This window comes from Streptomyces sp. NPDC051582 (assembly GCF_040681715.1).
GTDB lineage: Bacteria > Actinomycetota > Actinomycetes > Streptomycetales > Streptomycetaceae > Streptomyces.
Genome location: NZ_JBFAZJ010000016.1, coordinates 17,945 through 39,596, shown reverse-complemented (window position 1 = coordinate 39,596; position 21,652 = coordinate 17,945). Strand labels below are relative to the sequence as shown.

At 74.0% G+C, this 21,652-nt stretch carries 22 protein-coding genes and 2 pseudogenes; 5 read left to right on the top strand and 19 right to left on the bottom strand.

Going from position 1 to position 21,652, the window contains the following annotated elements:
- Positions 1 to 11: 11 nt before the first annotated feature.
- The 5 genes from AB0M92_RS21475 to AB0M92_RS21455 form a co-directional block, all read right to left on the bottom strand.
- Entirely contained in the window at positions 12 to 1,679 is a 1,668-nt protein-coding gene (locus tag AB0M92_RS21475) for a peptide-N4-asparagine amidase (RefSeq protein WP_366103845.1), read from the bottom strand.
- Positions 1,680 to 1,764: 85 nt separating this feature from the next.
- The gene (gene rraA, locus AB0M92_RS21470; RefSeq protein ID WP_366103844.1) at positions 1,765 to 2,265 is read right to left on the bottom strand and encodes a ribonuclease E activity regulator RraA; all 501 of its coding nucleotides are present in this window, start codon (positions 2,263 to 2,265) and stop codon (positions 1,765 to 1,767) included.
- 71 nt (positions 2,266 to 2,336) lie between these two features.
- On the bottom strand, positions 2,337 to 2,603 hold the full coding sequence (locus AB0M92_RS21465) for a GlsB/YeaQ/YmgE family stress response membrane protein (RefSeq protein WP_048478695.1): 267 nt from the start codon (positions 2,601 to 2,603) through the stop codon (positions 2,337 to 2,339).
- An 87-nt stretch (positions 2,604 to 2,690) separates the two neighbouring features.
- On the bottom strand, positions 2,691 to 3,695 hold the full coding sequence (locus tag AB0M92_RS21460; RefSeq protein ID WP_366103842.1) for a hypothetical protein: 1,005 nt from the start codon (positions 3,693 to 3,695) through the stop codon (positions 2,691 to 2,693).
- Entirely contained in the window at positions 3,692 to 4,528 is an 837-nt protein-coding gene (locus tag AB0M92_RS21455) for a phosphatase PAP2 family protein (protein WP_366103841.1), read from the bottom strand. Before AB0M92_RS21455 ends, AB0M92_RS21460 begins: the two co-directional genes overlap by 4 nt.
- Before the next feature lie 170 nt (positions 4,529 to 4,698).
- On the opposite strand from AB0M92_RS21455, the pseudogene AB0M92_RS21450 reads away from it, so the two are divergent.
- Positions 4,699 to 5,286, top strand: a pseudogene (locus AB0M92_RS21450) (TetR/AcrR family transcriptional regulator); the annotation flags it as partial.
- A 283-nt stretch (positions 5,287 to 5,569) separates the two neighbouring features.
- Here AB0M92_RS21450 and AB0M92_RS21445 read toward each other — a convergent pair.
- From AB0M92_RS21445 to AB0M92_RS21420, 6 genes and pseudogenes are all read right to left on the bottom strand, one after another.
- On the bottom strand, positions 5,570 to 6,124 hold the full coding sequence (locus AB0M92_RS21445) for a TerD family protein (protein WP_366103840.1): 555 nt from the start codon (positions 6,122 to 6,124) through the stop codon (positions 5,570 to 5,572).
- Positions 6,125 to 6,230: 106 nt separating this feature from the next.
- Complete coding sequence (locus tag AB0M92_RS21440) at positions 6,231 to 7,466, bottom strand: VWA-like domain-containing protein (RefSeq protein WP_366103839.1); 1,236 nt, start codon at positions 7,464 to 7,466, stop codon at positions 6,231 to 6,233.
- A 7-nt stretch (positions 7,467 to 7,473) separates the two neighbouring features.
- Positions 7,474 to 8,706, bottom strand: a complete 1,233-nt coding sequence (locus AB0M92_RS21435) for an AAA family ATPase (protein ID WP_366103838.1) — start codon at positions 8,704 to 8,706, stop codon at positions 7,474 to 7,476.
- Positions 8,703 to 10,481: an ankyrin repeat domain-containing protein gene (locus tag AB0M92_RS21430; RefSeq protein WP_366103837.1), complete on the bottom strand. Its 1,779-nt coding sequence runs from the start codon at positions 10,479 to 10,481 to the stop codon at positions 8,703 to 8,705. Before AB0M92_RS21430 ends, AB0M92_RS21435 begins: the two co-directional genes overlap by 4 nt.
- Positions 10,478 to 11,617, bottom strand: coding sequence for a gala protein (locus AB0M92_RS21425; protein WP_366103836.1), 1,140 nt, complete (start codon positions 11,615 to 11,617; stop codon positions 10,478 to 10,480). Before AB0M92_RS21425 ends, AB0M92_RS21430 begins: the two co-directional genes overlap by 4 nt.
- Before the next feature lie 70 nt (positions 11,618 to 11,687).
- Positions 11,688 to 11,760 (bottom strand): annotated as a pseudogene (locus AB0M92_RS21420).
- Positions 11,761 to 12,188: 428 nt separating this feature from the next.
- Between AB0M92_RS21420 and AB0M92_RS21415 the strand changes: the two are divergent.
- Positions 12,189 to 13,004 carry a glutamate ABC transporter substrate-binding protein gene (locus tag AB0M92_RS21415; RefSeq protein ID WP_366103835.1) on the top strand — a complete coding sequence of 272 codons (816 nt, stop codon included), beginning with the start codon at positions 12,189 to 12,191 and terminating at the stop codon, positions 13,002 to 13,004.
- A 72-nt stretch (positions 13,005 to 13,076) separates the two neighbouring features.
- Here the strand turns inward: AB0M92_RS21415 and AB0M92_RS21410 are convergent, their stop codons facing one another.
- Positions 13,077 to 13,643: a DJ-1/PfpI family protein gene (locus AB0M92_RS21410; protein WP_366103834.1), complete on the bottom strand. Its 567-nt coding sequence runs from the start codon at positions 13,641 to 13,643 to the stop codon at positions 13,077 to 13,079.
- 262 nt (positions 13,644 to 13,905) lie between these two features.
- Between AB0M92_RS21410 and AB0M92_RS21405 the strand changes: the two genes are divergently transcribed.
- The gene (locus AB0M92_RS21405; protein WP_366103833.1) at positions 13,906 to 14,751 is read left to right on the top strand and encodes an endonuclease; all 846 of its coding nucleotides are present in this window, start codon (positions 13,906 to 13,908) and stop codon (positions 14,749 to 14,751) included.
- Positions 14,752 to 14,867: 116 nt separating this feature from the next.
- Positions 14,868 to 15,179 (top strand): DUF3040 domain-containing protein, encoded by a 312-nt coding sequence (locus AB0M92_RS21400; protein WP_366103832.1) that lies wholly within the window; start codon positions 14,868 to 14,870, stop codon positions 15,177 to 15,179.
- 63 nt (positions 15,180 to 15,242) lie between these two features.
- Here the strand turns inward: AB0M92_RS21400 and AB0M92_RS21395 are convergent, their stop codons facing one another.
- From AB0M92_RS21395 to AB0M92_RS21380, 4 genes are all read right to left on the bottom strand, one after another.
- A complete protein-coding gene (locus AB0M92_RS21395; RefSeq protein WP_366103831.1) occupies positions 15,243 to 15,674 on the bottom strand; it encodes a GNAT family N-acetyltransferase in 432 nt (143 codons plus the stop codon).
- Between the two features lie 64 nt (positions 15,675 to 15,738).
- The gene (locus AB0M92_RS21390) at positions 15,739 to 17,376 is read right to left on the bottom strand and encodes a glycoside hydrolase family 20 protein (protein WP_366103830.1); all 1,638 of its coding nucleotides are present in this window, start codon (positions 17,374 to 17,376) and stop codon (positions 15,739 to 15,741) included.
- 146 nt (positions 17,377 to 17,522) lie between these two features.
- Positions 17,523 to 17,960, bottom strand: a complete 438-nt coding sequence (locus AB0M92_RS21385) for a heme-binding protein (protein ID WP_366103829.1) — start codon at positions 17,958 to 17,960, stop codon at positions 17,523 to 17,525.
- 52 nt (positions 17,961 to 18,012) lie between these two features.
- On the bottom strand, positions 18,013 to 19,233 hold the full coding sequence (locus tag AB0M92_RS21380) for an MFS transporter (RefSeq protein WP_366103828.1): 1,221 nt from the start codon (positions 19,231 to 19,233) through the stop codon (positions 18,013 to 18,015).
- 205 nt (positions 19,234 to 19,438) lie between these two features.
- Here AB0M92_RS21380 and AB0M92_RS21375 point away from each other — a divergent pair, with 205 nt between their 5' ends.
- Positions 19,439 to 19,888 (top strand): MarR family transcriptional regulator, encoded by a 450-nt coding sequence (locus AB0M92_RS21375; RefSeq protein ID WP_366103827.1) that lies wholly within the window; start codon positions 19,439 to 19,441, stop codon positions 19,886 to 19,888.
- Here the strand turns inward: AB0M92_RS21375 and AB0M92_RS21370 are convergent.
- Genes AB0M92_RS21370 through AB0M92_RS21360 form a run of 3 tightly spaced genes read right to left on the bottom strand, consistent with a single transcriptional unit; the run spans position 19,885 to position 21,551 of the window.
- Positions 19,885 to 20,397: a hypothetical protein gene (locus tag AB0M92_RS21370; RefSeq protein ID WP_366103826.1), complete on the bottom strand. Its 513-nt coding sequence runs from the start codon at positions 20,395 to 20,397 to the stop codon at positions 19,885 to 19,887. The genes AB0M92_RS21375 and AB0M92_RS21370 overlap by 4 nt on opposite strands.
- Positions 20,394 to 21,050 carry a SigE family RNA polymerase sigma factor gene (locus AB0M92_RS21365; protein WP_366103825.1) on the bottom strand — a complete coding sequence of 219 codons (657 nt, stop codon included), beginning with the start codon at positions 21,048 to 21,050 and terminating at the stop codon, positions 20,394 to 20,396. Before AB0M92_RS21365 ends, AB0M92_RS21370 begins: the two co-directional genes overlap by 4 nt.
- Before the next feature lie 57 nt (positions 21,051 to 21,107).
- The gene (locus AB0M92_RS21360) at positions 21,108 to 21,551 is read right to left on the bottom strand and encodes an LAETG motif-containing sortase-dependent surface protein (protein WP_366103824.1); all 444 of its coding nucleotides are present in this window, start codon (positions 21,549 to 21,551) and stop codon (positions 21,108 to 21,110) included.
- Positions 21,552 to 21,652: the final 101 nt, after the last annotated feature.

The window sequence follows — 21,652 nt, the reverse complement described above, 5'->3', positions numbered from 1 at the left end:
CGCAGCCACCGTCAGCAGCGTCGGCGGTCCACCGTCACCGTGCCCTGGGCGGTGGACAGGGTGCGGTCGTAGCAGCCGCGTGCCGGGTCCGACCCGTACAGCCGGTAGTGCTCGGTGCTGGTGCCGACCGCGTGCCGCTGCTCGCGCGGGACGTTCGCCGTGTAGCTCGCGTCGCCCGTGTACCGGTCGTCGAGGACGGTACGGTCCACGGTGCGGCCGCCGCGCAGGGTGCTCGTCTCGGCGCGGTCGCCGAGCGAGATGACGGTGCGCAGCCGGTCCCCGGCGCCGAGGGTGGTCTCGCCGTCCATCGTGTACGTGCGCGCGGTGCGGACGGTGGCGGGGCCGCGGGTGACGCTCTCCTCGTCGGTCCACGTGGCCGTCAGAGCGTCCTGGTTCTCGCCCTCCGTCCAGCGGTGCACGGAGGTGTTGTGGACGGCGCGGGTGACGGTGGTGGTGACCCGGCCGTGTGAGGTGTCGAGCCGGCCGGCCACGGTGAGCCGGTGGCCGCCCTCGGTGTCGAGGCGGTGCTGCGCGGCGGGGGTTCCGGGCACGGCGGGCGTCCAGCGGCTGGAGTTGGCCGGTTCGCCCTCCTCGTGGCGGGTGAGGGAACCGGTGACCACGGCGCGGCCCTCGTCCTGCCAGAGGAGCAGGTTCGCCGGGGTGCTCCAGCCGCTCTGCCCGGCCGGGACGCCGGCGACGCCGACCTCGATCCGGTGCGGGCGGCCGTCGTTGAGGAGGGCGGCGTACGGGGTGAGGTCGTACACGATCGGCTGGACGTCGAAGGCGCGGGGCGCGGGGGTGACGTACCAGAGGAACGGGTTCGACCAGCCGCCGGTCCACACCGTCGGGAAGGGGGCGGCGATGCCGGCGAGCTGTCCGTCGACGGAGATCCGGACCTCGCGGTAGGGGCCGTCGGCGGCCTTGCAGGAGTACGGGGCGGCGTCGGGGGTGGTCATGTACCAGTACTCCTCGCAGCCGCCGCCGGAGCCGGTGGCGTACACCTCGGCGAGCAGCCGCTCGGTGTTGCGCGGGGTGGTGACCGAGGGGGTGGTGAGCGGCAGGACGCGGTCCGGGGTGTCGGGGGCGGGGACGTGGCGGTCCCGGTCGGCGGCGTAGAAGGTGAGGGTGGCCTTGACGTCGATGACGCCGGTGTAGGTGTCGTCGACGAAGTTGCCGATCAGCATCTCGACGGGCTGCGGCTTGCTCAGGGTGTCGCGGTAGCGGGTGACGTCCTTCTCGACGGACCAGGTGATGCCGTCGGGCGAGGGCTCGGGGGTGGAGGTGCGCAGGATTTCGACGCCGCCGAGGGAGAGGTGGCCCAAGCGGTCGTACTGGCGGCCCTTGACCTTGCCGTCGAGGCGCAGGACGATCTTGGCCCAGCTCCCGCCGCATGCGGCCGGGGGCGCGTAGGTCCCCGCGTAAGGGGTGTAGTCGCTGAACCGGGCCTCGGCGACGGTCACCTCGCAGGAGCGGGTCGCGGGGCGGGCGACGGGCGGGGCGGCGGTGAGGGGATCGTGCCAGTCCGTTCCGAACTCGGCGGGCGGCTCGGCGGCGGCGCCGTGGACCCCGCTCTCGCGCCCGGTCGGGTCGGCGGCGGCCGCGGGTCCCGCGGCGCCGGCCAGGGTGCCCGCGGCGAGCGCGAGCGCGCCGAGCAGGCCCGTGATCCTGTGTCGTGTCATGGCCCCGCAGTGAAGCCCGCCCCAGGGGCCCGGCACCAGGGGTCCCGGCCCGCCCCTGGCCGAATCTCGCCCCCCCGTGACCAGGTCAGGCGGTGGGGACGATGACCGTACCGTCGTCGTCCGCGTGGACCGTGTCCCCCGGGCGGAACGTCACTTCACCGAGGGTGACCGGCTCGTCCACCGTGCCCGCGCCCGTCTTGCCGCTCTTGCGCGGAACCGTGCCCAGTGCCTTGATGCCCAGGTCGAGCCCGCCGAGGGCCACGCTGTCGCGGACCGCGCCGTTGATGATCAGGCCGGCCCAGCCGTTGCGCCGCGCCGCTCCGGCGATGAGGTCGCCGGTGAGGGCGGTGCGCAGGGAGCCGCCGCCGTCCACGACGAGGACCGCGCCGCCACCCGGTGTGTTGACCAGCTCGCGCAGCAGCGCGTTGTCCTCGTGGCAGGTGACGGTCCGCACCGGGCCGGCGAACAGCCGGCGCCCGCCGAACTGGCGGAAGGGCGTGGTGCAGATGGCCAGGCCCTCACCGTGCTCGTCGTACAGGTCGCTGGTGGGAATGGGGGTGACGGGAGTGACAGGGGTGACGCTCATGGGACTCGGGACTCCTCGCAGCTGTACGTCGCGCCGTGCGGCCCGAGCCTAACCGGTGGCCCCGGAGCCGCTCAGTCGCGGGAGTTGCCGAAGAGGATGCGGTAGCCGATGAGCAGGACCAGCGAGCCCGCGATGGCGGAGCCCCAGGTCGCGGGGTCGTAGAAGTCGTGGCCGATCGGCTTGTCGAGGAACTTCGCGGAGAGCCAGCCGCCGATGAAGGCTCCGGCGATGCCGATGAACGTGGTGCCGATCAGCCCGCCGGGGTCACGGCCGGGCAGCAGGACCTTGGCTATGATCCCGGCCAGCAGCCCCAGGACGATCCAGCTGACGATCCCCATGGTCGTTCACTCCGCTTCGTTCGTACGTCGGTGTTCGCGTTCTCATCAGGGAGGACGCGAACACCGGCGAAACGGTTCTCGGCCGCCTCAGACCGGCACCCGGCCGGCCGGTACGGCGGCCGCCGGTACGGTCACCGGTGCGGACGGAGCCACGGACGCGGGTACCGGTGCGGTCGCGGGTGCACAAGCGCGTACGGGTACGGAAGCGGTCGCGGGTACGGAAGCCGGAACGCGTACCGGCGCGGAGGCGGCGGCGGCCGGGGCGGGCGCCGCGTCCGGCGCCGTCCGCGTCAGCAGCAGCACCCCGCGCGCCGCGGCCAGGGCGCCGGCCACGGCGAGCAGGAGCCCCACCGCTCCGCCCTGGAGGCGTTCACCGAGCAGGATCATGCCTATGGCGGCCGCGGCCAGCGGGTTGGCCAGGTTCACCACGGCGAGCGGCGCCCCGAGCCCGCCCCGGTAGGCCCGCTGCGACAGCAGCATCCCGCCGACCGCGAACACCACCACGAGCAGGGCGACGGCGACGACCCGCACGCTGAGCAGGGCCCCGCCGCGCCCGCCCGCGACGGCCACCGTCTGGGTCAGCGCGGAGGCCACGGCGGAGGCCAGCCCGGAGGCCGTCGCGTGGCGCAGCCCCGAGCGCACGTCCCGGCGTACGGTCAGCAGCGTGATCACCGCGAGCGTGGCCCCGGACACGGCCAGCGCTTCGGCCAGGGTGAGCGTGTCGTCGGGGGCCGGCCCCGAGGCGGGGAGCAACAGCAGGCCGAGTCCGACGACGGTGGCCAGGGTGCCCCGCCATTCGGTGGCCGCGACCCGGCGGCCGGCCCCGTGCGCACCCAGCGGGACGGCCGCGACGAGCGTGAGCGCGCCGAGCGGCTGGACCAGGGTGAGCGGCCCGTAGCGCAGGGCGGCCGCGTGCAGCAGCGCGGCGCCGGCGTTGAGACCGGCCGACCACCACCAGGCCCCGTTGCCGAGGAGGGCACCGGCACTGCGGGCCACGGCGGCGCGGGCGAGCCGCTCCTGGGCCACGGCGGCGGCCGCGTACGCCACCGCCGAGGCGAGGCAGAGCAGGACGGCGAGGAGGGTGGCGTTCACCGGCCCGCCCCCACGGTCTCGGCCGGGGCCTTCGCAGCCGCCGGGGGCCGGACGCGTCGCTGCGGGCGCGGCAGGTGCCGTACGACCGCCAACGACCCGGTACGGACCTGCGGACGCGGCACCACCAGCAGGGCCCCGCCGAGCAGGAGGGTGGCCACGATCGCGTCGAGCCAGTAGTGGTTGGCGGTGCCGACGACCACGAACAGGGTCACCAGCGGGTGCAGCAGCCACAGCACGCGCCACCGGGAGCGGGTGGCGGCGATCATGCCGAGCGCCAGCATCAGCGCCCACCCGAAGTGCAGCGAGGGCATCGCGGCGAACTGGTTGGCCATGGTGTCGGTGGTGGGGGCGGCCCGGTACACGGAGGGCCCGTAGACCTGAGCGGTGTCCACCAGGTGCGCGGCGCCGAGCATCCGCGGCGGCGCGAGCGGGAAGGTGAGGTGCAGCACGAGGGCCGCGCCGGTCAGGACGGCGAGTACGCGCCGGGCCCACAGGTAGTGGCCGGGCCTGCGCACGTAGAGCCAGATCAGGAAGAGCACGGTGGCCGGGAAGTGCACGGCCGCGTAGTAGGTGTTCGCCGTGTGCACGAGGGGGTCCCCGTGCAGGAGGAGCCGCTGGATCGCGCCCTCGCCCGGCAGGTGCAGGGCGCGCTCGGCGTCCCAGATCCGGCCCGCGTTGCGGAACGCCTCGTCGGTGCGGTCCGTGGAGAGCATCCGGCCGGCCTTGTAGACGGCGAACAGGCCCGCGACGAGCAGCAGCTCGCGTATGAGTCGGCGCCTCGGACCGGCTGCCGGGCCGTCGGCCGGCCCGCCCGGTGTGGTGTGGGAGCTCATTTCCCCCGCTTCCTTCTCTGTGCTCGCGCGCCGCCCTGTACGCGACATCGACACGCCAGTGTATCGATACATTCGCGTATCGATACGCGGGTGTACCGATACGCTCGCGTTCCCGTACACTTTCCTCACGGATACATCAGCTGCGGAGCCCCCGAGGAGAGCCGCCCACCATGACGTCGACAGCGCCCGCCGCGCGCCGCTCCAAGATCACCCCGGAACGGGTGCAGGAGTTCTACGACGCCGTCCTGGACCAGCTGCGCGAGCACGGGTACGAGGCGCTGACCATGGAAGGCGTCGCCGCCCGGGCCTGCTGCGGCAAGTCGACCCTCTACCGGCAGTGGAAGACCAAGCCCCAGCTGGTCGCGGCCGCCCTGCGCGCGAACCGGCAGGGCACGCTGGCCGCGGTGGACACCGGCACGCTCGCCGGCGACCTGCGCGAGGCGGCCCGGATCGCGGCCGGCAGCTCGGGACGCGATACCCGCCTCACCCAGGCCCTCGGGCACGCCGTGCTCAGCGACGAGGAACTTCAGGCGGCGCTGCGCGAGGCACTGGTCGAGCCGGAACTCGTCGCGTTCGACGCGATGGTGGCCCGGGCCGTGGCGCGCGGCGAGATCGCGGCGGGCCATCCGGCCACGGAGTTCCTGCCGGCGCAGCTGATGGGCGTCCTGCGCATCCGGCCGGTGCTGGAGGGGCGGTACGCGGACGCCGAGTACCTGGTCCGGTTCGTCGACGCGGCCCTGCTGCCCGCCCTGGGCCTGGCCCCCGTCCCCGAACACGCACCCGAAGCCGTGTCTGGGCCAACGCCCGAACCCGCCCCGGCCCGCGAACCCTCGGCCGTCGCGGGTCCGGACCCGGACCCGGCCGGGACCCCCTGAACCGGTGGGCCGCCGTCACCGATGACCGACTGGCGACCCGCCCGCGCTGCCTCGTGGGGACGGCGGCAGCGCGCCACCCGGACGGGGCGGTGGTCACTCGCTTGAGGGAGTGACCACCGCCCGGTCTGTGCGGCCTCGCGTCAAGGCCCCGCATGACGACTTCGCGTCAGGACCGCGGCGCGCCCATGGTCTGCACGAACTCCTGCGGATCCGCGTCGAAGCCGCGTACGGCGGCGTCCAGCGACCAGGCTCCCGAACCGTCCCGCGTGAACTCTGCGATCGTGGCCGCCGTGGCGGCCGGGATCGCCGCGAAGTCGGTCACCGCCAAGTCGGTGTAGCCCTCCCGGATCCGGACCCCGGTACCGCCTATGGCCGCGAAGGACTTCGTACGGGCACCCGGCTGCCCGGTGTCCTGTATGACCACGCCGACCACGACCCGCCCCAACGCAGGTGCCATCCGGTCCAGTTCGAGGGTCATCACCTCGTCGAATCCGAAACCCTGGCCGGTGTGGCTGTCGCGGTTCAAGGTGATGGTGCCGTCGGGGGAACGGCTGCCGAAGTGCACGAGGTGGACCGGCTCCCCGTGGGGGTCCGCGGCGCCGAACACCGCCGCGATGATGTCCAGGTCGTGGGCGGGCGTGCCCGCGGGGCTCGGATCCCACCGCAGTGCGATCTCCACCTTGGCCAGGCCCTTGCGTACGCCGCTCGTGGACGTGCTCACCGAACTCCCCCTCCGCTTACCGGGTGTTGCCCGCCCATGCTGTCATGCGACGGCCCCTGCGGGCCGGACTGTCGTACGCTTTCGGCCAGTTGAGCCGGATACGGCCTCACCGTGCTGCCGGCAGCACGCGTACGGTCTCCACCCAGCCCGGCGGCTGCGGTGCCTCGGCCCCGATCAGCGCGGCGATCAGCCGGCAGGACGGGGTCTCGTCCGGCCACGGCGTGTACCCGTCGGTCAGGACGACGACGATGTTCGGCCGCTCCGCCGCCGCCAGCGCCGCGCGGATTCCGACGCGCAGGTCGGTTCCTCCTCCCCCGGCCAGGGTCACCTGCTCGGCGCTCGTCACCCGGGACACGGCGTGCACGTCGGCGTCGCAGGCCAGTACGGCGACCCGGTTGCCCCGCACCCCCACCTCCCGCAGCACGCCGGTGACCTCGCCGAGCGCGGCGGCGAGCTCGTCCTCGCCCATCGACCCCGAGGTGTCGACGACGATCGCGACCCGCGGCAGCGGCCGTCGCAGGCTGGGCAGCACCACCCGGCCGCCGAGCGCCGGAGTGCGGCGCGAGGGACGGCGGTAGGTGTAGTCCACGGCGCCGCCCGCCCACGCGGCGGCCTCCCGGACCGCCCCGGACAGCGCGCGGCGCCAGTCGACGGTGGGCTCCAGCAGCTCCTGCGCCCATCGCTGCCAGCCGGCCGGGAGCCGGCCGCGGGTGCGCTGGTGGGCGCGCACGGCCTGGGCCGTCTGCCGGCGCAGCGCCTCCGCCTCGACCGGGCCGATGCGGGCGGGACCGGCTCCCTCGCCCAGCTCCCAGGGCATGGGCGTGCAGTGGGCGCCGGAGCCGCAGTCCGGTGCGTGCGGCGGGGTGGCCGGGATCGCGGACAGGTACGTCTCGAACATCCCGCCGGTGGCGAGCCCGAACAGCCAGGGTTCCATCCGGCCCGCGGGCAGCGCCAGCCCGTCGGCGATCAGGTCGTCGTTGATCTCGCAGTCCTGGGCGATGTTGACGCGGACCCGGTCACGCTGGTCGGCGGCCGGGAGCCGGTCGGCGCGGGCGTGGTGGTCGCGCAGCAGGTGGGCCACCTCGTGGATCCACACCCCGGCCAGTTCCGCGACCGGCGTGGCGTCGACGAAGGCGGGCGAGACGTAGCACCGCCAGTGCCGGTCCACGCCCATCGTGGGGACCGCGGCCGCGGGGACCACGGTCAGCGCGTACAGGGCGGAGGCGAGGTACGGCCGGGCCTCGGCCGCCTTGTACCGGGCGGCCAGCAGTTTGGCCCGGTCCAGGCGCCCGCCGTCCGCCGACGGGCCGTCGGCGGACGCGTGGTCCGCGGGCAGCGCCATCGGCCCGTCAGCCGCCGCCCGGCAGGGCGCCGGAGAGCTGGAGCAGTTCGGCGAACGCGTCGATCCCGGCGGGTACCGGCCAGTCCAGGTCGCGCATGGCGGCCAGGTCGGTGGCCGCCCGCGCCGCGACGTCCGGCACGCCCGCGTCGACCGCCTTGGCGAGGACCGCCCAGCCGGCCTCCCAGCGGGGGCGCGTGAGCTCGCCCTGGACGGCGGCGACCACGGCGATGAGGAAGGCCAGCTGCCGGTCGCCGCGCTCGGGCAGGGCGAAGGCGTCGGGATCGGCGAGCACCCGGTCCGGGTCGGGCAGGTCGAGGTGTTCCACGTACGAGAGCAGTTCGATGCCGGCCGCGTCCCCGACGGCCCCGGTGAGCGCGGCGGCCAGGGCCTCGCGGCCCGCGCCGGACGCGTACCCGGTGGCCAGCAGCCGCAGCGCCATCTCCCAGGTGCGCGGGGAGGGCCAGGCACGGCCGCGGCCCTCGGCTTCGTTCGGCATGTGGTGGACCAGGCCCGGCCGGGCGGTCAGGAAGCCGGAGACCACGCCGCGGGCGCGGGCGACGGCCCCGCGGGCGCGGGCCGCGTCCACGGCCGGGATGGCCACCTCGGGCCAGGTGCCCGCCAGGCCGCGGGCCACGGTGCGCGGGTTGTGCGTCCAGTCGAGGTGGACGAAGCGGTTCGCCAGCGGCGGGCTGAGGTGCCAGCCGTCCGCAGCACTGGACGGCGGATTGGCGGCGGCAACGATCCGTACGGACTCGGGCAGGACGAGACTGCCGATCCGGCGCTCCAGGACCACGCGCAGCAGCGCCGCCTGCACGGCGGGCGGTGCGGAGGACAACTCGTCGAAGAACAGCAGTCCTTGGCCGGTGCGGGCGAGGCGGACCGCCCAGTCCGGCGGGGCCATGGGCACGCCGGTGGTGGCGGGGTCGTCGCCGACGACGGGCAGCCCCGCGAAGTCGGAGGGCTCGTGGACGCTGGCGATGACGGTCTCCAGCTCGACACCGAGGGCGGTGGCGAGCTGCTGCATGCCGGCGGACTTGCCGATGCCCGGCTCGCCCCACAGCAGCACGGGCTGATTGGCCGTCACGGCCAGTGCCAGTGCCTCCAGTTGCGGGTTGGTCGCGGGTTCGGTACGGGTGGCGCGGAGCCGGGCGCCCAGCGCGTCGGCGGCCGCCAGGGCGCCCGAGGGCCGCGGATGCGACCCCCGCTGCGGCTGCGGCACTCGCTGCGGCCGGGTGCTCATGCGTCCTCGCCCTCCTCTTCGGCCTCGCGCTCTTCCATGTACTCGTCGAACCACTCGGAGCCGATGTCGGGGAACTCCTCCTCCACCCGGGCGCGCAGGAACGCGAGGTCCGCGCGCCGGTAGCGGCGCACCACCTGGGCCAGCGACAGTTCCGCGTCGTCGACGACGTCGATCCGGCTGCCGGCCGCGAGGTACGCCCGGACCAGCTCCGCGGAGCCGCCGCACTGGACCGCGATCTGGAGCGGGGTGAGCCCCGTCTTGGTCCGGGCCTCCAGGTCCAGGCCCGCCGCCAGCAGCCGGGGCAGGAGCTCCTCGTGGTCGAGCAGGTGCAGCTCGTGCAGCAGCGTGCGGCCGCGGCCGTCGCGGACGCGGGGGTCCGTTCCCGCGTCGAGCAACGCGACGACGCCCGGGGTGTCCCCGTGCTGGACGCGCAGGAACAGCTCGCGCCGCTCCTCCCGCAGGGCGCGGGGAAGCCGCCCCTCGCCGGTGGTCCAGATCTGCTGAACGGCGAAGCAGCCCTGGATCGCGCCGCCGAACGCCCGCATGGCGCGCTCCCGTTGCTGCTCCTCCCGGCTGTGCGGGAGCAGGTCCAGTACGCCGTCCCGGGAGCGGACCTCGTGCCATTCGCCGCGACAGCGCACCCGTACGGGCTTCGCCCCGGCGGGGCCGGGCGGACCGTCCGCGGGACCGGCCCCGGGGAACAGCGCGGCGCTGACCAGCGGGTGCAGCTCGCGCGGGGCGATCCGGCCGGTACGGACCAGTTCGAGGTCGGGCTGGCGCTTCCAGGCGAACCGCGGCAGCAGGGGCACGCCCTTCGCCTCCTCGCGCTCGACGACCCTGACCCGGATGCGGTCGGCCGGACCCGGGCCGGTCGGCTCCAGCAGGGCGTGGGGGTAGAACGAACCGATCAGCCAGCGCTGCCCCGCCCCGCTCTCCGCGAGGCGCCGCAGCTCGGAGGCCAGCCGGGTCAGGTCGATGTCGGCGGAGAGCAGGAAGGCCCCGGGGTCGAACGGCCGCCCGTACCGCGAGGGCCGCGGGGCCGTCTCGTCGCGTTCGAGACCCGCCGCCTCGTACGCCGCGGCGCCCTCGTCGCGGACGCCCAGGAGGGCGATCCACTCGGCGTGTCCGGCCGGGTCGGCGACGCCGGGGTCGCAGGCGGGCAGCTCGTCCGGTCGCAGCGGGGTGCCGTCGGGGGCGAAGAAGGGCAGCCGGCCCGCGCCGCCGCCGAGGCGCTCGCGCAGTGCGGCGCCGTGGCGGGCGTCCCAGAGCGGGCGGGCCGCCGTCCAGTCCTCGGCGCGCGGCTGGGGGACGAGGGAGTACGTGCGCCGCGGCGTGGCGAGCGGTCCGCAGTCCAGCCGCAGCCGCTGCGGTCCCTCGATCATCGAGCCCGTGGTGACGGACAGTACGGGCGCGCCGGCACCGGACCCGTAGCGGGCGAGCAGGACGCGAACGTCGGGGTCGAGGGTCGTGCGGCCGCCCAGCACCCGGGGCAGGTGCCAGCGCACCAGGTCCGGGGCGAGGTGGCGCAGGTCCTCCTCCACCGCCTCCGCGACGGGGGCCCCGTGGCGCGCGGCGAGTCCGGGCAGGTCGAAGACGAGGTCCACGGCGGCGGCGGCGCAGGCCGCCCGCCAGTCGCCGGCCAGCCGGTGCGCGGTGGCGCGCTCGATCATCCAGCCGGGTACGGCGTGGCGGCGGATCCGCTGCCAGGCGGGACCGTCCTCCGTCCGGAAGCCCCCGGGCAGCTCGTCGAGTTCGGGGTGCGGGTGCGGGCTCACCGGTACACGCTCGTGATGGCGCCGAGGTCGGGGTGGGCGGGCCGGGCGGGCCGCAGCCGGGCGGTGAAGGACCGCTTCACCTTGCGGGGCAGTCCGGGGCCCAGGCCCACGTACTCCAGCGGGGAGTCCTCGGTCACCGCGGCCAGCAGGTGCTTGGCGCCGCGCCCGGTGAGCCCGGTGTGGCGCAGTTCGAGGCGGCGCAGCGGGCTGCCGGGGAGGGCGGCGGCCAGGGCGCGCGCGCCTTCGTCGCCGGTGTCGTTGCCGGCGGAGCCGAGGCTGCGCTCGGACATGGCCCGGCCCAGGTCGAGGGCTTCGATCCCGCCGAGGGCCCCGGCGAGGGCCCGGGCGCCGGCGGCCCCGATGCCGTTGCCGCCGAGTCCGAGGCGGACCGGCCGGGCGGGGTCGGCGGCCGCGGCGGCGGCCAGGATGGCGGCGCCCTCGTCACCGAGGTGGTTGGCCGGGAGGTACAGCTCGCGCACTCCGGCCTCCCGGAGGAGGGCGGCGAGCAGCGGCGCGGCCTCGGGGCCGAGGCCGTTGCCGCCGAGGAAGAGGCGTTCGAGCGGGGTCTCGCGGGTGCGCAGGGCGTCGAGGAGGAGGCGTACGCCCTCGATGCCGATGCCCGTGTTGACCAGGTCGAGGGTGCGCAGGGTGCGGTTGCGGCGCAGCAGGGCGGCGAGGGTGCGGGCGCCGTCCTCGAAGACCGGATTGCGCTTGAGCCACAGGGCCTTGACGCCGGTGTCGTCCGCGAGGGCGCCGGCGAGTGCGGCCACGCCGTCGGGGCCGATGCGGTTGCATCCCAGGTAGAGGGTGCGCAGTCCGTGTCCGCCGGTGAGGGCGCCGGCGAGCGTACGGGCGCCCTCGTCGCCGATGGAGTTGGTGCCGAGGAGGAGGTGCCGGGCGTGGGCGGAACCGGCGGCGACGGCGGCCACCCGGGCGGCCCCTGCCGGTCCGAGGCCCTGCTTGCACAGGTCGACGCGGCCGTCGGCGCGCAGGGTTCCGATCGGGAAGGTCTCGTCGGACTCGACGGGGGCTCCGGCGGCGAGCCGCGCGAGGAGGGGGTCGAGGCAGGCGGGGTCGGCGAGCGGCACGTCGGGGTGCTCGATCGCGGGGCACCGTACGGGTGTGGGCTGTGTCATCACCATTCCACCGGTTCCTGCGCCGGTGCCCGGCGTCCACAACGGCATGGGAAAAAGCATGAAGAAGACGCAAGACCGGTCGGATTCGAACCGACGTCCTCCAGCTCGATGCGTGGGCGCGACGACCTCTGCGCTACGGCCTTGCTGCGGGAGATCATACCCACCGGCAGGCCTGGAATCGATCACCAGTTTGAGAGGACGCGGGCCGGTCGACCGGCGGGGGCGGGGCGGCCGGCTCCCTGATTCGGGCAGGCGAAATGTACTGATGGCGCCGATCCGCACCTTTTAGCCCCGTAGCAATGCGTTCCCTGCCACCCGTACCGAATCCGACGAATTCGCCACGCGCCCGGCCCCTTTATCCCGTTCGCCACACAATTCGACGGAGAAATGTCGGCCGCGCCGGATCGTTACCTCAAGTTTTGCTCAATTGCAGTGACACCGCGCCGGGCGTATTCCTAGCTTCCTGGTACACGCGTCACGACTCTTCTTGACGCTTCGTACCAATCCGCGGTTCCCCCCGCTGCCGGCGATCCCCGCAGCGCATCCCGCGGCCCTGAGGAAAGAGTGCAGCATGAAGGTTCCCAAGGCCGGTGCTTTGGTCGCAGTGGTCGGCCTCGCCCTGACCGCCTCCGGGTGTGGCGGTGACAGCGGCCCCCAGGGGAACCTCTCGATCGGCATCAAATTCGACCAGCCCGGCGTGGGGCTGCGCGAGCAGGGCGGGACCTTCTCCGGTTTCGACGTGGACGTCTCGACGTACATCGCCAAGGAGCTGGGCTACAAGCCGGAGCAGATCGAATTCAAGCGGGTCGACAGCTCCGACCGCGAGCTGCTGCTCCAGTACAACGAGGTCAAGTTCGTCGCGGCCAGCTATTCGATCAACGACAAGCGCAAGGAGAAGGTCGACTTCGCCGGCCCGTACTTCCTCGCGCACCAGGACCTGCTGGTCCGCGCGAACGACACGTCGATCACCAAGGCCGAGGACCTCAACAACAAGAAGCTCTGCTCGGTCACCGGCTCCACTTCGGCCGAGAACGTCAAGAAGACCCTCGCTCCCAAGGCCAGCGTCCTGGAGCTGGACGGGTACTCGGAGTGCGTCGTCGCGCTCCAGGACGGTCTGGTGGACGCCCTCACGACGGACAACTCCATCCTGGCCGGATACGCCGCCCAGAAGGAGAACACCGGCAAGTTCAAGCTGGTCGGGCTGAGCCTGAGCAACGAGAACTACGGCATCGGCGTGAAGAAGGGCAACAAGGACCTCCAGAGCAAGGTCAACGCCGCCCTGAAGAAGATGGTCCAGGACGGCTCCTGGGAGACCGCGGTGAAGAAGAACTTCGGCCCGGCCAACTACAAGAACGAGCCCGCCCCGCAGATCACGACGGGCAGCTGACGCCCGCCGGCGCGGTCTTCGGTTCCGGCCGGCCGGGACCGAAGACCGCGCCGGCGTACGCGTACGCGTACGTCAGGCCAGCGGAGCCTTGGCGCGCAGCACCTTGAGGAACTCCCGCATCCAGGCCGGGTGGTCGGGCCAGGCGCGCGCCGAGACCATGGCGGCGTCGACCACGGCCTCGGAGTCCTCGTACGCGGCTCCCGCCGCCTTCATGTCGGGCTCCAGCGCCGGGTACGCGGTCACCCGGCGGCCCTCCAGCCCGCCGCTCGCGGCCGTGATCAGCGGGCCGTGGCAGATCTGGGCGACCGGCTTGTCCGAGCCGGTGAAGGCGGCCAGGATCCGCCGCACCTCGGGATCGTTGCGCAGGTATTCCGGCGCCCGGCCGCCCGGTACGACCACGGCCGCGTACTCCTCGGGCGCCACGTCGGCGAACGCCACGTCGGCGGGCCAGGTGTAGCCGGGCTTCTCCGTGTAGGTGTCGAAGCCCTCCTCGAAGTCGTGCACCACGAACCGCAGTTTCTTGACCGCCGGGGCCGCGATGTGCACCTCGTACCCCTCCTCGCGCAGACGCTGGTAGGGGTAGAGGACCTCCAGCGACTCCGCCGCGTCGCCGGTCACGATGAGGATCTTCGCTGCCATGGGCTGCTCCCGGTGGGGGTGTTCACGGTGTGCACGTCCGAGCGGCCCCGTCCAGGGCCACCGCCACCGTGCCCGCGGCGAGGCGATCTGCCAAGAGGACCTCACCCGTTCGGCCCCGTCGGCGGCGGGGGCAGAATCCGGCCTTCCGACACATGGATTTTACCTGTAAGGCACATGACAATGTGAGCCTCAGCTCTGCCACCTGATGCCCCGCCAACTGCCATGGCGGGGGCGGTGCCTGCGAAGAGGTATCCCCCACATCATGAGAATCTCCCCACGCGCCCCCTGGGTCGCCGGCCTCGCCGTCGCGGCCCTGGCCCTGGTTCCGGCCACCGCGTCGGCCGGCTCGCAGCGGACGGCGGCTCCCCACGCCGACGCGGCCGCCTCCGGCTCGGCCGTCACCGCGGCCACCACCGCCGCCTCCGTGGACGCGTACTACGCGGCCGCCGAGGGCAAGACCGGAGCCGCGCTGAAGACCGCGCTCCACAACATCATCAAGACCCAGTCCAAGGTGACCTACGAAGGCGTGTGGAACGCGCTGAAGGTGACCGACCAGGACCCGGCGAACCCGAACAACGTCATCCTCGTCTACTCGGGCCGCTCCCAGTCCAAGTCCACCAACGGCGGCGGAGTCAACGACTGGAACCGCGAGCACGTCTGGGCCAAGAGCCACGGCGACTTCGGCACCGCCACCGGCCCGGGCACGGACCTGCACCACCTGCGCCCCGAGGACGTCACGGTCAACAGCACCCGCGGCAACAAGGACTTCGACATGGGCGGCAGCCCCGTCGCCGAGGCCCCCGGCAGCTTCACCGACTCCGACTCCTTCGAGCCGCGCGACGCGGTCAAGGGCGATGTCGCGCGCATGCTCCTCTACATGGCCGTGCGCTACGACGGTGGCGACGGCTTCGCGAACCTGGAAGTCAACGACAAGGTCGACAACGGCAGCGCCCCCGCCATCGGCCGGATCAGCGTGCTCAAGCAGTGGAGCCAGCAGGACCCGCCGGACGCCTTCGAGCAGCGCCGCAACCAGGTCATATTCGACCAGTTCCAGCACAACCGGAACCCGTTCATCGACCACCCGGAGTGGGTCAACTCCATCTGGTGACACTCCCCCGGCGGACCGGGGACGGCCCACGAGGGTTGGGCCGCCCCTGGTCGGGTATTCGCAGGCCAGAGGCTGTGGTGCGCGCCGCCCGGCGACGCCGGCCGATGGAGGTCGTCATGGACGGAGCCGGACTGTCCGACCAGGAGCGGAGCGCCCTCTCGGCGATCGAGGCCGATCTGAAAGCGGACCGCTCCCTCCAGCGGATCCTGCGTGCCGCGCACACCCGGCCGCGCCACCGCACCCTGGCCGCCTGCCTGCTCGGAGCGGTGACGCTGGCCCTCCTGGTGGCGGCCGCGGTCACCGTGTCCCTCCCGCTGATCTGGGGGTTCGCCGCGGCCTGGACGCTGACCGTGGTGCTGGCCCTGCCGCTGGTCGGCCAGTGGATCCGCCGCCGCTGGCAGCGCCGCGAGCACGCCGAGCGGCTCTAGCGGCTCCGGCGGCTCTGGGGGCTCTGGGAGGTGCTGCCAGGCCTCCGGCGGGCGACCGCTCTCCTACTGCTCGCCGTACAGCATCCACTTCTCCCCGTCCGCCAGCGGCGCGTACCCGACCTTGGCGTACACGGCGTGCGCATCGGCCGTCGCGAGCATCACCCGGCGCAGCCCGTACGGGGCCAGGTGGTCGCGGATCGCGGCGACGAGGATCGTGCCCAGGCCCTTGCCGCGGGCGGCCCGGTCGATGTAGACGTCGCACAGCCAGCCGAAGGTGGCCAGATCGGTGACGACGCGGGCATAGCCCACCTGAGCACCCGAAACGGTTTCGTAGACCCCGAAGTTCAGGGATTGCTCGACGGCCCGGTCGTGCTTCTCCCTGCTGCGTCCCAGGGCCCAGTACGCGTCTTGCGACAGCCAGCGGTGGACCAGCTCGGCGTCGAGGCGGGCGGGGTCGGTGGACAGCTCATGGCCGTCCGGAAGCTCACTGTTCATCCCCGCATCCAAGCAACGCGGGCTCCGGTCCGGCCAGCGAATATCCGGCGCCACCCGGACCGGGTCAGCCCGGCGGCTGGAGCCGGTCGGCCAGCGCCTTGAACTCGGGCCAGGCGGGCTGCGGCGGGCGGGCGTCCCAGACCTTCTGGGCGAGCGCCGCGAGCGGCAGCCGTATCCCTTCGGCGACCTGGGCCTGGGTCTGGGCTCCGGCCAGGTCGCACCACACGGCGAGCCGGGCGCCGAGTATCTGCGCCGCGTACTGCGCGGGCACCGGGGTCGTGCCGCGCAGGACGAGCGGGGTCCACTGCTCGTAGATGCGCTTGCCGGTGGGATAGGTGAACTGGTTGGGCTGACCGAGCACGTAGTAGAGGTACTCGTCGTTCAGGTTGACCAGCTTGCGGCCCTCCCGCAGGTACTCCAGCGGCGGCCGGGCCCCGTTCTCCTTGCCGGTCCAGTACTCGACCTGGATGTCCTTGGCCGCCTGGACCACGCCCCCGGTGAAGAAGCCGTCGTTCCACGCCTTGGGCACCTTGCCGGCCGGACGCACCACGTCCGCCCGGTCGTTCAGCCAGCCCTCCGCCAGGTCCTGGATGCGCGCCGAGGGCCCGTACTTCTGCCGCGCCGCCTGCGCGAGCTGCGGGAAGGAGGCCTGCGGGTCGCGGTAGACCAGCGCCTGGTACTCGTCGGCGCCCAGGTGCCAGAACGCGCCGGGGAACAACGGCAGGTACTCGCGGAGCAGTTCGTCGATGAGCTTGGCCGAGGCCGGGTTCGATATGTCCACGGCGCCCTTCACGGCCCTGCCCTGTACGTCGCGCAGCTGGAGGGCGGGGTAGGCGCGCAGCACGGCGCCCAGGTGGCCCGGCGAATCGAGTTCGGGGACGACCGTGATGTGCAGGCGGGCTGCGAGGGCGTTGATCTGCCGGACCTCGGCCTTGCTGAGGTGGGGCGTGGAGACGATCTCGGGGTGGGTGTCGGACTGGATCCGGAAGGCCTGGTCGTCCGAGAAGTGCAGGCCGAGCTGGTTGAGCTTGAGGTCGGCCATGCGGCGCAGCTCGTCCTCGATCCAGCCGACGGTGAAGTTCTTGCGCGCTATGTCGAGGTTCAGACCGCGCTGGGGCTTGGCCGGGGCGTCGCGCACCGTGCCCTCGGGGGCCGAACCCGCGGACTTCACCGCCTGTTTGAGGGTGCGGGTGCCGTAGAAGACCCCGGCTTCGTCGGGGCCGGTGACCCGCACCCGGTTGCCCTGCACGGTGAGCGTGTACGACTCGGGCGCCCCGGAGTTCTTGGCGCCGAGGGCCAGTTCCACGTCTCCCGGACGCGCGTCGGCCGTCTCGGCGAAGCCCATGCGCAATTCACCGGCGAGCAGTTTTCCCTCGTCGGCGAGGGCCGCGGCGTTCGCGGGCGGTACGACGACCCGCGCACCGGCCGCCGGCTTCCAGCCGGGGCCGCGGGCCGGGGTGTGCTCCCGTACGGCCGGGATGGTGCGCGGGGCGCTGGACAGCGCGTACGACGGGGTGGGTGAGGGGGGCGGGGCGGTGGGTGCGGACACCGTGGCGGCGGAGCCGGTGGCGCTGGCCTCCCCGGAACCGCGGGGCTCCTCGGAAGCGGCCGTGCACCCGGGTACGGCGAGGGTGACCAGCGCGGCGGCGACCGCCGTCGCGATGGCGTGGCTCCGCCTGGGCTTCCCGGACCTGACCCTCATGGACCTGACCCTCATGGACCTGCCCCGCATGGACCCGACCTGACCGGACCTGACCTGAATCGACTCTCGCATCATGCACCCCTGTCCCCCGTACCAACCTGGCACGGGGGACCCGGGCGCGCGACCCGGAGGCCGGGCGGGAAGCGTCAGACCAGCGCGTCGAGGGCGGCCGCGGCGAAGCCGTGGTCCTGGTCGGGGGCGCCGCCGCCGACGCCGACGGCGCCGATGAGGCGGCCGTCGCGGTGGACGGGCAGCCCGCCCGCGATGAACAGCAGCGGCCGGTCGAGGGCGGTGGGCAGGGTGTGGAAGGGCCCGCCGGGCTGGACGGCGCCGACGAGGTCCGCGGTCGGGGCGTCGAGCTGGAGGGCCGTGAAGGCCTTGCGGGTGCTGGTCTCGCCGGAGATCAGCACGGCCCGGTCGTCGCGGCGGAAGGCGAGCAGGTGGCCGCCCGCGTCGAGGACGGTGACGCTGACCGTGGCCCCGGCCCCCTCGGCGGCGGCGCGGGCGGCGGAGACGAGCAGCTCGGCGTCCTCGGTGGTCAGCGGGGCGACGGCGGTACGGGCGGGAGTGGTGGTGGCGGCCATGCGGGCTCTCCTGAATCGAGGTGCGGGGGGGAAGGGAACGATGGGTGGTGGATCAGTGGTGGACGGGTACGGGGGCGGCGCTCGCGGCTCCGCCCGCCACGACCCGGCCCCCGGCGCCCGCGCGGGCGGCCGTACGGCGCTCCAGTCCGCCGGAGACGAGGGCGAGGACCAGGGCGGAGGCGGCGAGCGCGGCGCCGACCCAGTTCGGGGCGGTCCAGCCCAGCCCGGCGGCGATGACGAGCCCGCCCAGCCAGGCGGCGAGCGCGTTGCCGAGGTTGAAGGCGCCGATGTTGACGGCGGAGGCCAGGGTGGGGGCGCCGGCGGCCTGGTCGAGCACGCGCTTCTGCAGCGGCGGCACGGTCGCGAAGCCCAGCGCGCCGATCAGCACGATCGTGGCGGCGGCGGCGATCTTGTGATGGGCGGTGACGGTGAACACGGCCAGGACGACGGCCAGGGCGCCCAGGGACACGTACAGCATGGGCATCAGGGCGCGGTCGGCGAACCGGCCGCCGATGAGGTTGCCGGCGACCATGCCGAGGCCGAAGAGCACGAGCAGCCAGGTCACGGAGGTGTCGGCGAACCCGGCCGCGTTGGTCATCATCGGCGTGATGTAGGTGATCGCGGCGAAGACGCCGCCGAAGCCGAGGACGGTCATCGCCATCGCGAGCAGCACCTGGACGTTGCGGAAGGCGGCCAGCTCGTGGCGGATCCGGACGCCCTCGGGGCGGGGCAGCTCGGGGACCAGCCTGGCGATGCCCACCAGGCCGAGGACGCCGAGGGCGGCGACGATCAGGAAGGTGACGCGCCAGCCGAGGCTCTGGCCGACCAGGGTGCCGAGCGGGACGCCGACGACGTTGGCGACGGTCAGGCCCGTGAACATCATGGCGATCGCTCCGGCCTTCTTCTCGGGGGCGACGAGCCCGGCGGCCACCACCGAACCGATGCCGAAGAAGGCGCCGTGGGCGAGGGAGGCGACGACGCGCCCGGCGAGCATGACGCCGAAGGCGGGGGCGAGCGCGGAGATCACGTTGCCCGCGATGAACAGGCCCATGAGCAGCATCAACATGCGCTTGCGGGGGACGCGGGTGCCGAGGACGGTCATGAGCGGGGCCCCGAGGACGACGCCGAGGGCGTATCCGGTGACCAGGAAGCCGGCAGTGGGGATCGAGGTGCCGTAGTCGGCGGCGACCTCGGGGAGCAGACCCATGATCACGAATTCGGTGGTGCCGATCCCGAAGGCCCCGATGGCCAGGGCGAGGAGTGCGAGAGGCATGAGGGGAGTGCCCTTCAGGGGAGGTGGTGGTGCGGTTTCGCAGCACTTGCCAGCGCCGCTTACGTGCGTCCACATTAATTGCAGACGCGGGATAATTGCAAGCGCGGGCTATTGCGCGGGTGACCTATCCTGGGAGGGCACCCGTGGGAACACGGGTACGCGGTACGGGAACACCGGAAGCGGTGTGAAGGAGCAGGGAGCAGCCATGACGGCCACCGACAGCGCACTCACCGGCCTCGCCCAGGGCTGGTGCGCCCTCTCCCTGCTGCACGGGCGGATCGAGTCCCACATCGAGCGGGCCCTGCAGGCCGGACACGGGCTGAGCGTGCGCGAGTACTCGCTGCTGGACGTCCTGAGCCGCCAGCACAGCGGCCCCGGCGGCCACCTGCGGATGCATCAGGTGGCCGACTCGGTGGTGCTCAGCCAGAGCGCGACCACCCGGCTGGTCAGCCGGCTTGAGGACCGCGGGCTGCTCAACCGCTACATCTGCGATACGGACCGCCGGGGCATCTACACCGACGTGAGCGAGGCCGGCCTGGCCCTGCTGGCCGCCGCCCGGCCGACCAACGACGGCGCGCTGCGCGAGGCGCTGGCCGAGGCCGGCCGCAACCCGGAACTCGCCCCGCTGGTCGCGGCAGTGGAGAACACCCCCTAGCCCTTGGAGGCGCTGGGGCTCGGGGGCGGGGAGGAACGGACCGGGGTGGACGACGGGGCGGTGGACGGCGACCTCGACGGCGTGAGCGGCGAGCGCGCCCCCGACGGGGTCGGCGTCGCCTCGGGCGGGTGCGCCGAACGCGTCCCGGGGGCCGTGGAGGGCAGCGGGGACGGCGCCACCGACGGACGCGGGCTGCCGGTTCCCGTACCGGAATCCGGTGTCGGCCCGGGGCCGGTGATCTCGGGGGGCGAGGCAGGCGGCACCGGCCGGGGCGGGGACGGGTCCGGGCCCAGTACGAGGTACCCGGTCACCGCGGCGGCGGCCGCGGCCAGTCCCGCGAGCGGCAGCGCGTACCGGCGCAGGCTCATCCGCAGTCGCGCGGCGGGCAGCCGCCCGGCGGGCAGACCCGGCGGCTGCGCGGGGCGCAGCTCGCGGACGGTGACCCCGGCCGCGCGGGCGTCGAGGGCCTGGCGCAGCCTGCGTTCGACGGGGCGTTCGCCGTGCGTCATGTCCGTCCCTCCAGAATCCGTTCCAGCGCGTCCAGGGCGCGGCTCGCGTTCGACTTCACCGCGCCCCGGCTGATCCCGAGGGTGGTCGCTATCTCCGCCTCGCTGAGTTCGGCCCAGTAGCGCAGTACGAGGACCTGGCGGCGGCGCGGGGTCAGCCGGGCGAGTGCGGCGAGGACCTCGCGGTGTGCCTCGTCGAGGACGACGTGGTCCTCCGCGGACGGCACCTCGGCCGCCGCGGGCGGCGTCCACGCGCGGGCCGTGCGGCGGCGGCGCAGCACGGACCGGGAGGTGTTGACGACGGCGGTCCGCAGGTAGCCGAGCGCGTTGTCGACCTCGCTGATCTGCTCCCCGTGGCGCCGGTACAGGGCCGTGAAGGCGTCCTGGACCACGTCCTCGGCGGTGGCCAGGTCGTCGACGAGGAGCACCGCCAGCCGGACCATGCGCAGCCGGTGCGCGTGGTAGAGCTCGGTGACGGTGGGCTGCGGCGCGTCGCCGTCGTACCCGGCACCCGCCCCCGCCCGGGCCCCGTACGCGGTCCCCTGCCCGTAAGGCTGCGCGGACCGCGGCGGGGTCGTGCGCTCGCGGCGCAGCACCGCCGACCACAGGCCCCGCCACGACCGCCGGCCCCGCCACGACCGGCCGAAGCCGAGCATGACGGGGCGTGCGGATGGTGCTGGTGGTACGAGATGGAGCACTGGAGTCCTGGGTTCCTAACCGTTGGCGCGGCGCCGGACGGCGTAGAGCGTGCCGGCCCCGGCGGCTATGAGGGCGGCGGCCCCGCCCCCGATGGCGGCGGTGGTCGCGGACGAACCGGTCTTCGCGAGCTCGTCCCCGGCCGGCGAGGGCGCGGCGGTGGGCACCGCGTCGGTCCCGCCCGTCGGCTGGACGCTCGGCGCCGCCGTGGGCGGGACGCTGCGCGAGGGGGTGGGCTGGGCGGTCGGCGGGACGCTCCGAGAGGGGGTGGGCTGGGCGGTCGGCGGGACGCTCCGAGAGGGGGTGGGCTGGGCGGTCGGCGAGGTGCTGGGGGCGGGCGACGGGGTGGCCGAGGCGGCCTGTGCGGCGAAGGCGGGTCCGGCGAGCGCGAGGACCGCCCCGGCGGCGGCAGCGGTGACGGCCGCCCGGCGGACGGTCGAGGGGACGCGCTTCAGGTTCATCACAGTGGTTCTCCACGGTCGGGTCACGGTCACATCCGGTGCAGGGCTCGCAATGCCGCCCTTCACCCCCGCACGACGCGCGACCCCCCGGGAGGTTGCCG

Coding starts and splice junctions, on each gene's coding strand:
- AB0M92_RS21475 (WP_366103845.1), bottom strand. CDS start 1,679: ATGACACGACACAGGATCACGGGCCTGCTCGGCGCGCTCGCGCTCGCC.
- rraA (WP_366103844.1), bottom strand. CDS start 2,265: ATGAGCGTCACCCCTGTCACTCCCGTCACCCCCATTCCCACCAGCGAC.
- AB0M92_RS21465 (WP_048478695.1), bottom strand. CDS start 2,603: ATGGGGATCGTCAGCTGGATCGTCCTGGGGCTGCTGGCCGGGATCATA.
- AB0M92_RS21455 (WP_366103841.1), bottom strand. CDS start 4,528: ATGAGCTCCCACACCACACCGGGCGGGCCGGCCGACGGCCCGGCAGCC.
- AB0M92_RS21440 (WP_366103839.1), bottom strand. CDS start 7,466: ATGGCGCTGCCCGCGGACCACGCGTCCGCCGACGGCCCGTCGGCGGAC.
- AB0M92_RS21435 (WP_366103838.1), bottom strand. CDS start 8,706: ATGAGCACCCGGCCGCAGCGAGTGCCGCAGCCGCAGCGGGGGTCGCAT.
- AB0M92_RS21425 (WP_366103836.1), bottom strand. CDS start 11,617: ATGACACAGCCCACACCCGTACGGTGCCCCGCGATCGAGCACCCCGAC.
- AB0M92_RS21415 (WP_366103835.1), top strand. CDS start 12,189: ATGAAGGTTCCCAAGGCCGGTGCTTTGGTCGCAGTGGTCGGCCTCGCC.
- AB0M92_RS21410 (WP_366103834.1), bottom strand. CDS start 13,643: ATGGCAGCGAAGATCCTCATCGTGACCGGCGACGCGGCGGAGTCGCTG.
- AB0M92_RS21405 (WP_366103833.1), top strand. CDS start 13,906: ATGAGAATCTCCCCACGCGCCCCCTGGGTCGCCGGCCTCGCCGTCGCG.
- AB0M92_RS21400 (WP_366103832.1), top strand. CDS start 14,868: ATGGACGGAGCCGGACTGTCCGACCAGGAGCGGAGCGCCCTCTCGGCG.
- AB0M92_RS21395 (WP_366103831.1), bottom strand. CDS start 15,674: ATGAACAGTGAGCTTCCGGACGGCCATGAGCTGTCCACCGACCCCGCC.
- AB0M92_RS21390 (WP_366103830.1), bottom strand. CDS start 17,376: ATGAGGGTCAGGTCCGGGAAGCCCAGGCGGAGCCACGCCATCGCGACG.
- AB0M92_RS21385 (WP_366103829.1), bottom strand. CDS start 17,960: ATGGCCGCCACCACCACTCCCGCCCGTACCGCCGTCGCCCCGCTGACC.
- AB0M92_RS21380 (WP_366103828.1), bottom strand. CDS start 19,233: ATGCCTCTCGCACTCCTCGCCCTGGCCATCGGGGCCTTCGGGATCGGC.
- AB0M92_RS21375 (WP_366103827.1), top strand. CDS start 19,439: ATGACGGCCACCGACAGCGCACTCACCGGCCTCGCCCAGGGCTGGTGC.
- AB0M92_RS21370 (WP_366103826.1), bottom strand. CDS start 20,397: ATGACGCACGGCGAACGCCCCGTCGAACGCAGGCTGCGCCAGGCCCTC.
- AB0M92_RS21365 (WP_366103825.1), bottom strand. CDS start 21,050: ATGCTCGGCTTCGGCCGGTCGTGGCGGGGCCGGCGGTCGTGGCGGGGC.
- AB0M92_RS21360 (WP_366103824.1), bottom strand. CDS start 21,551: ATGAACCTGAAGCGCGTCCCCTCGACCGTCCGCCGGGCGGCCGTCACC.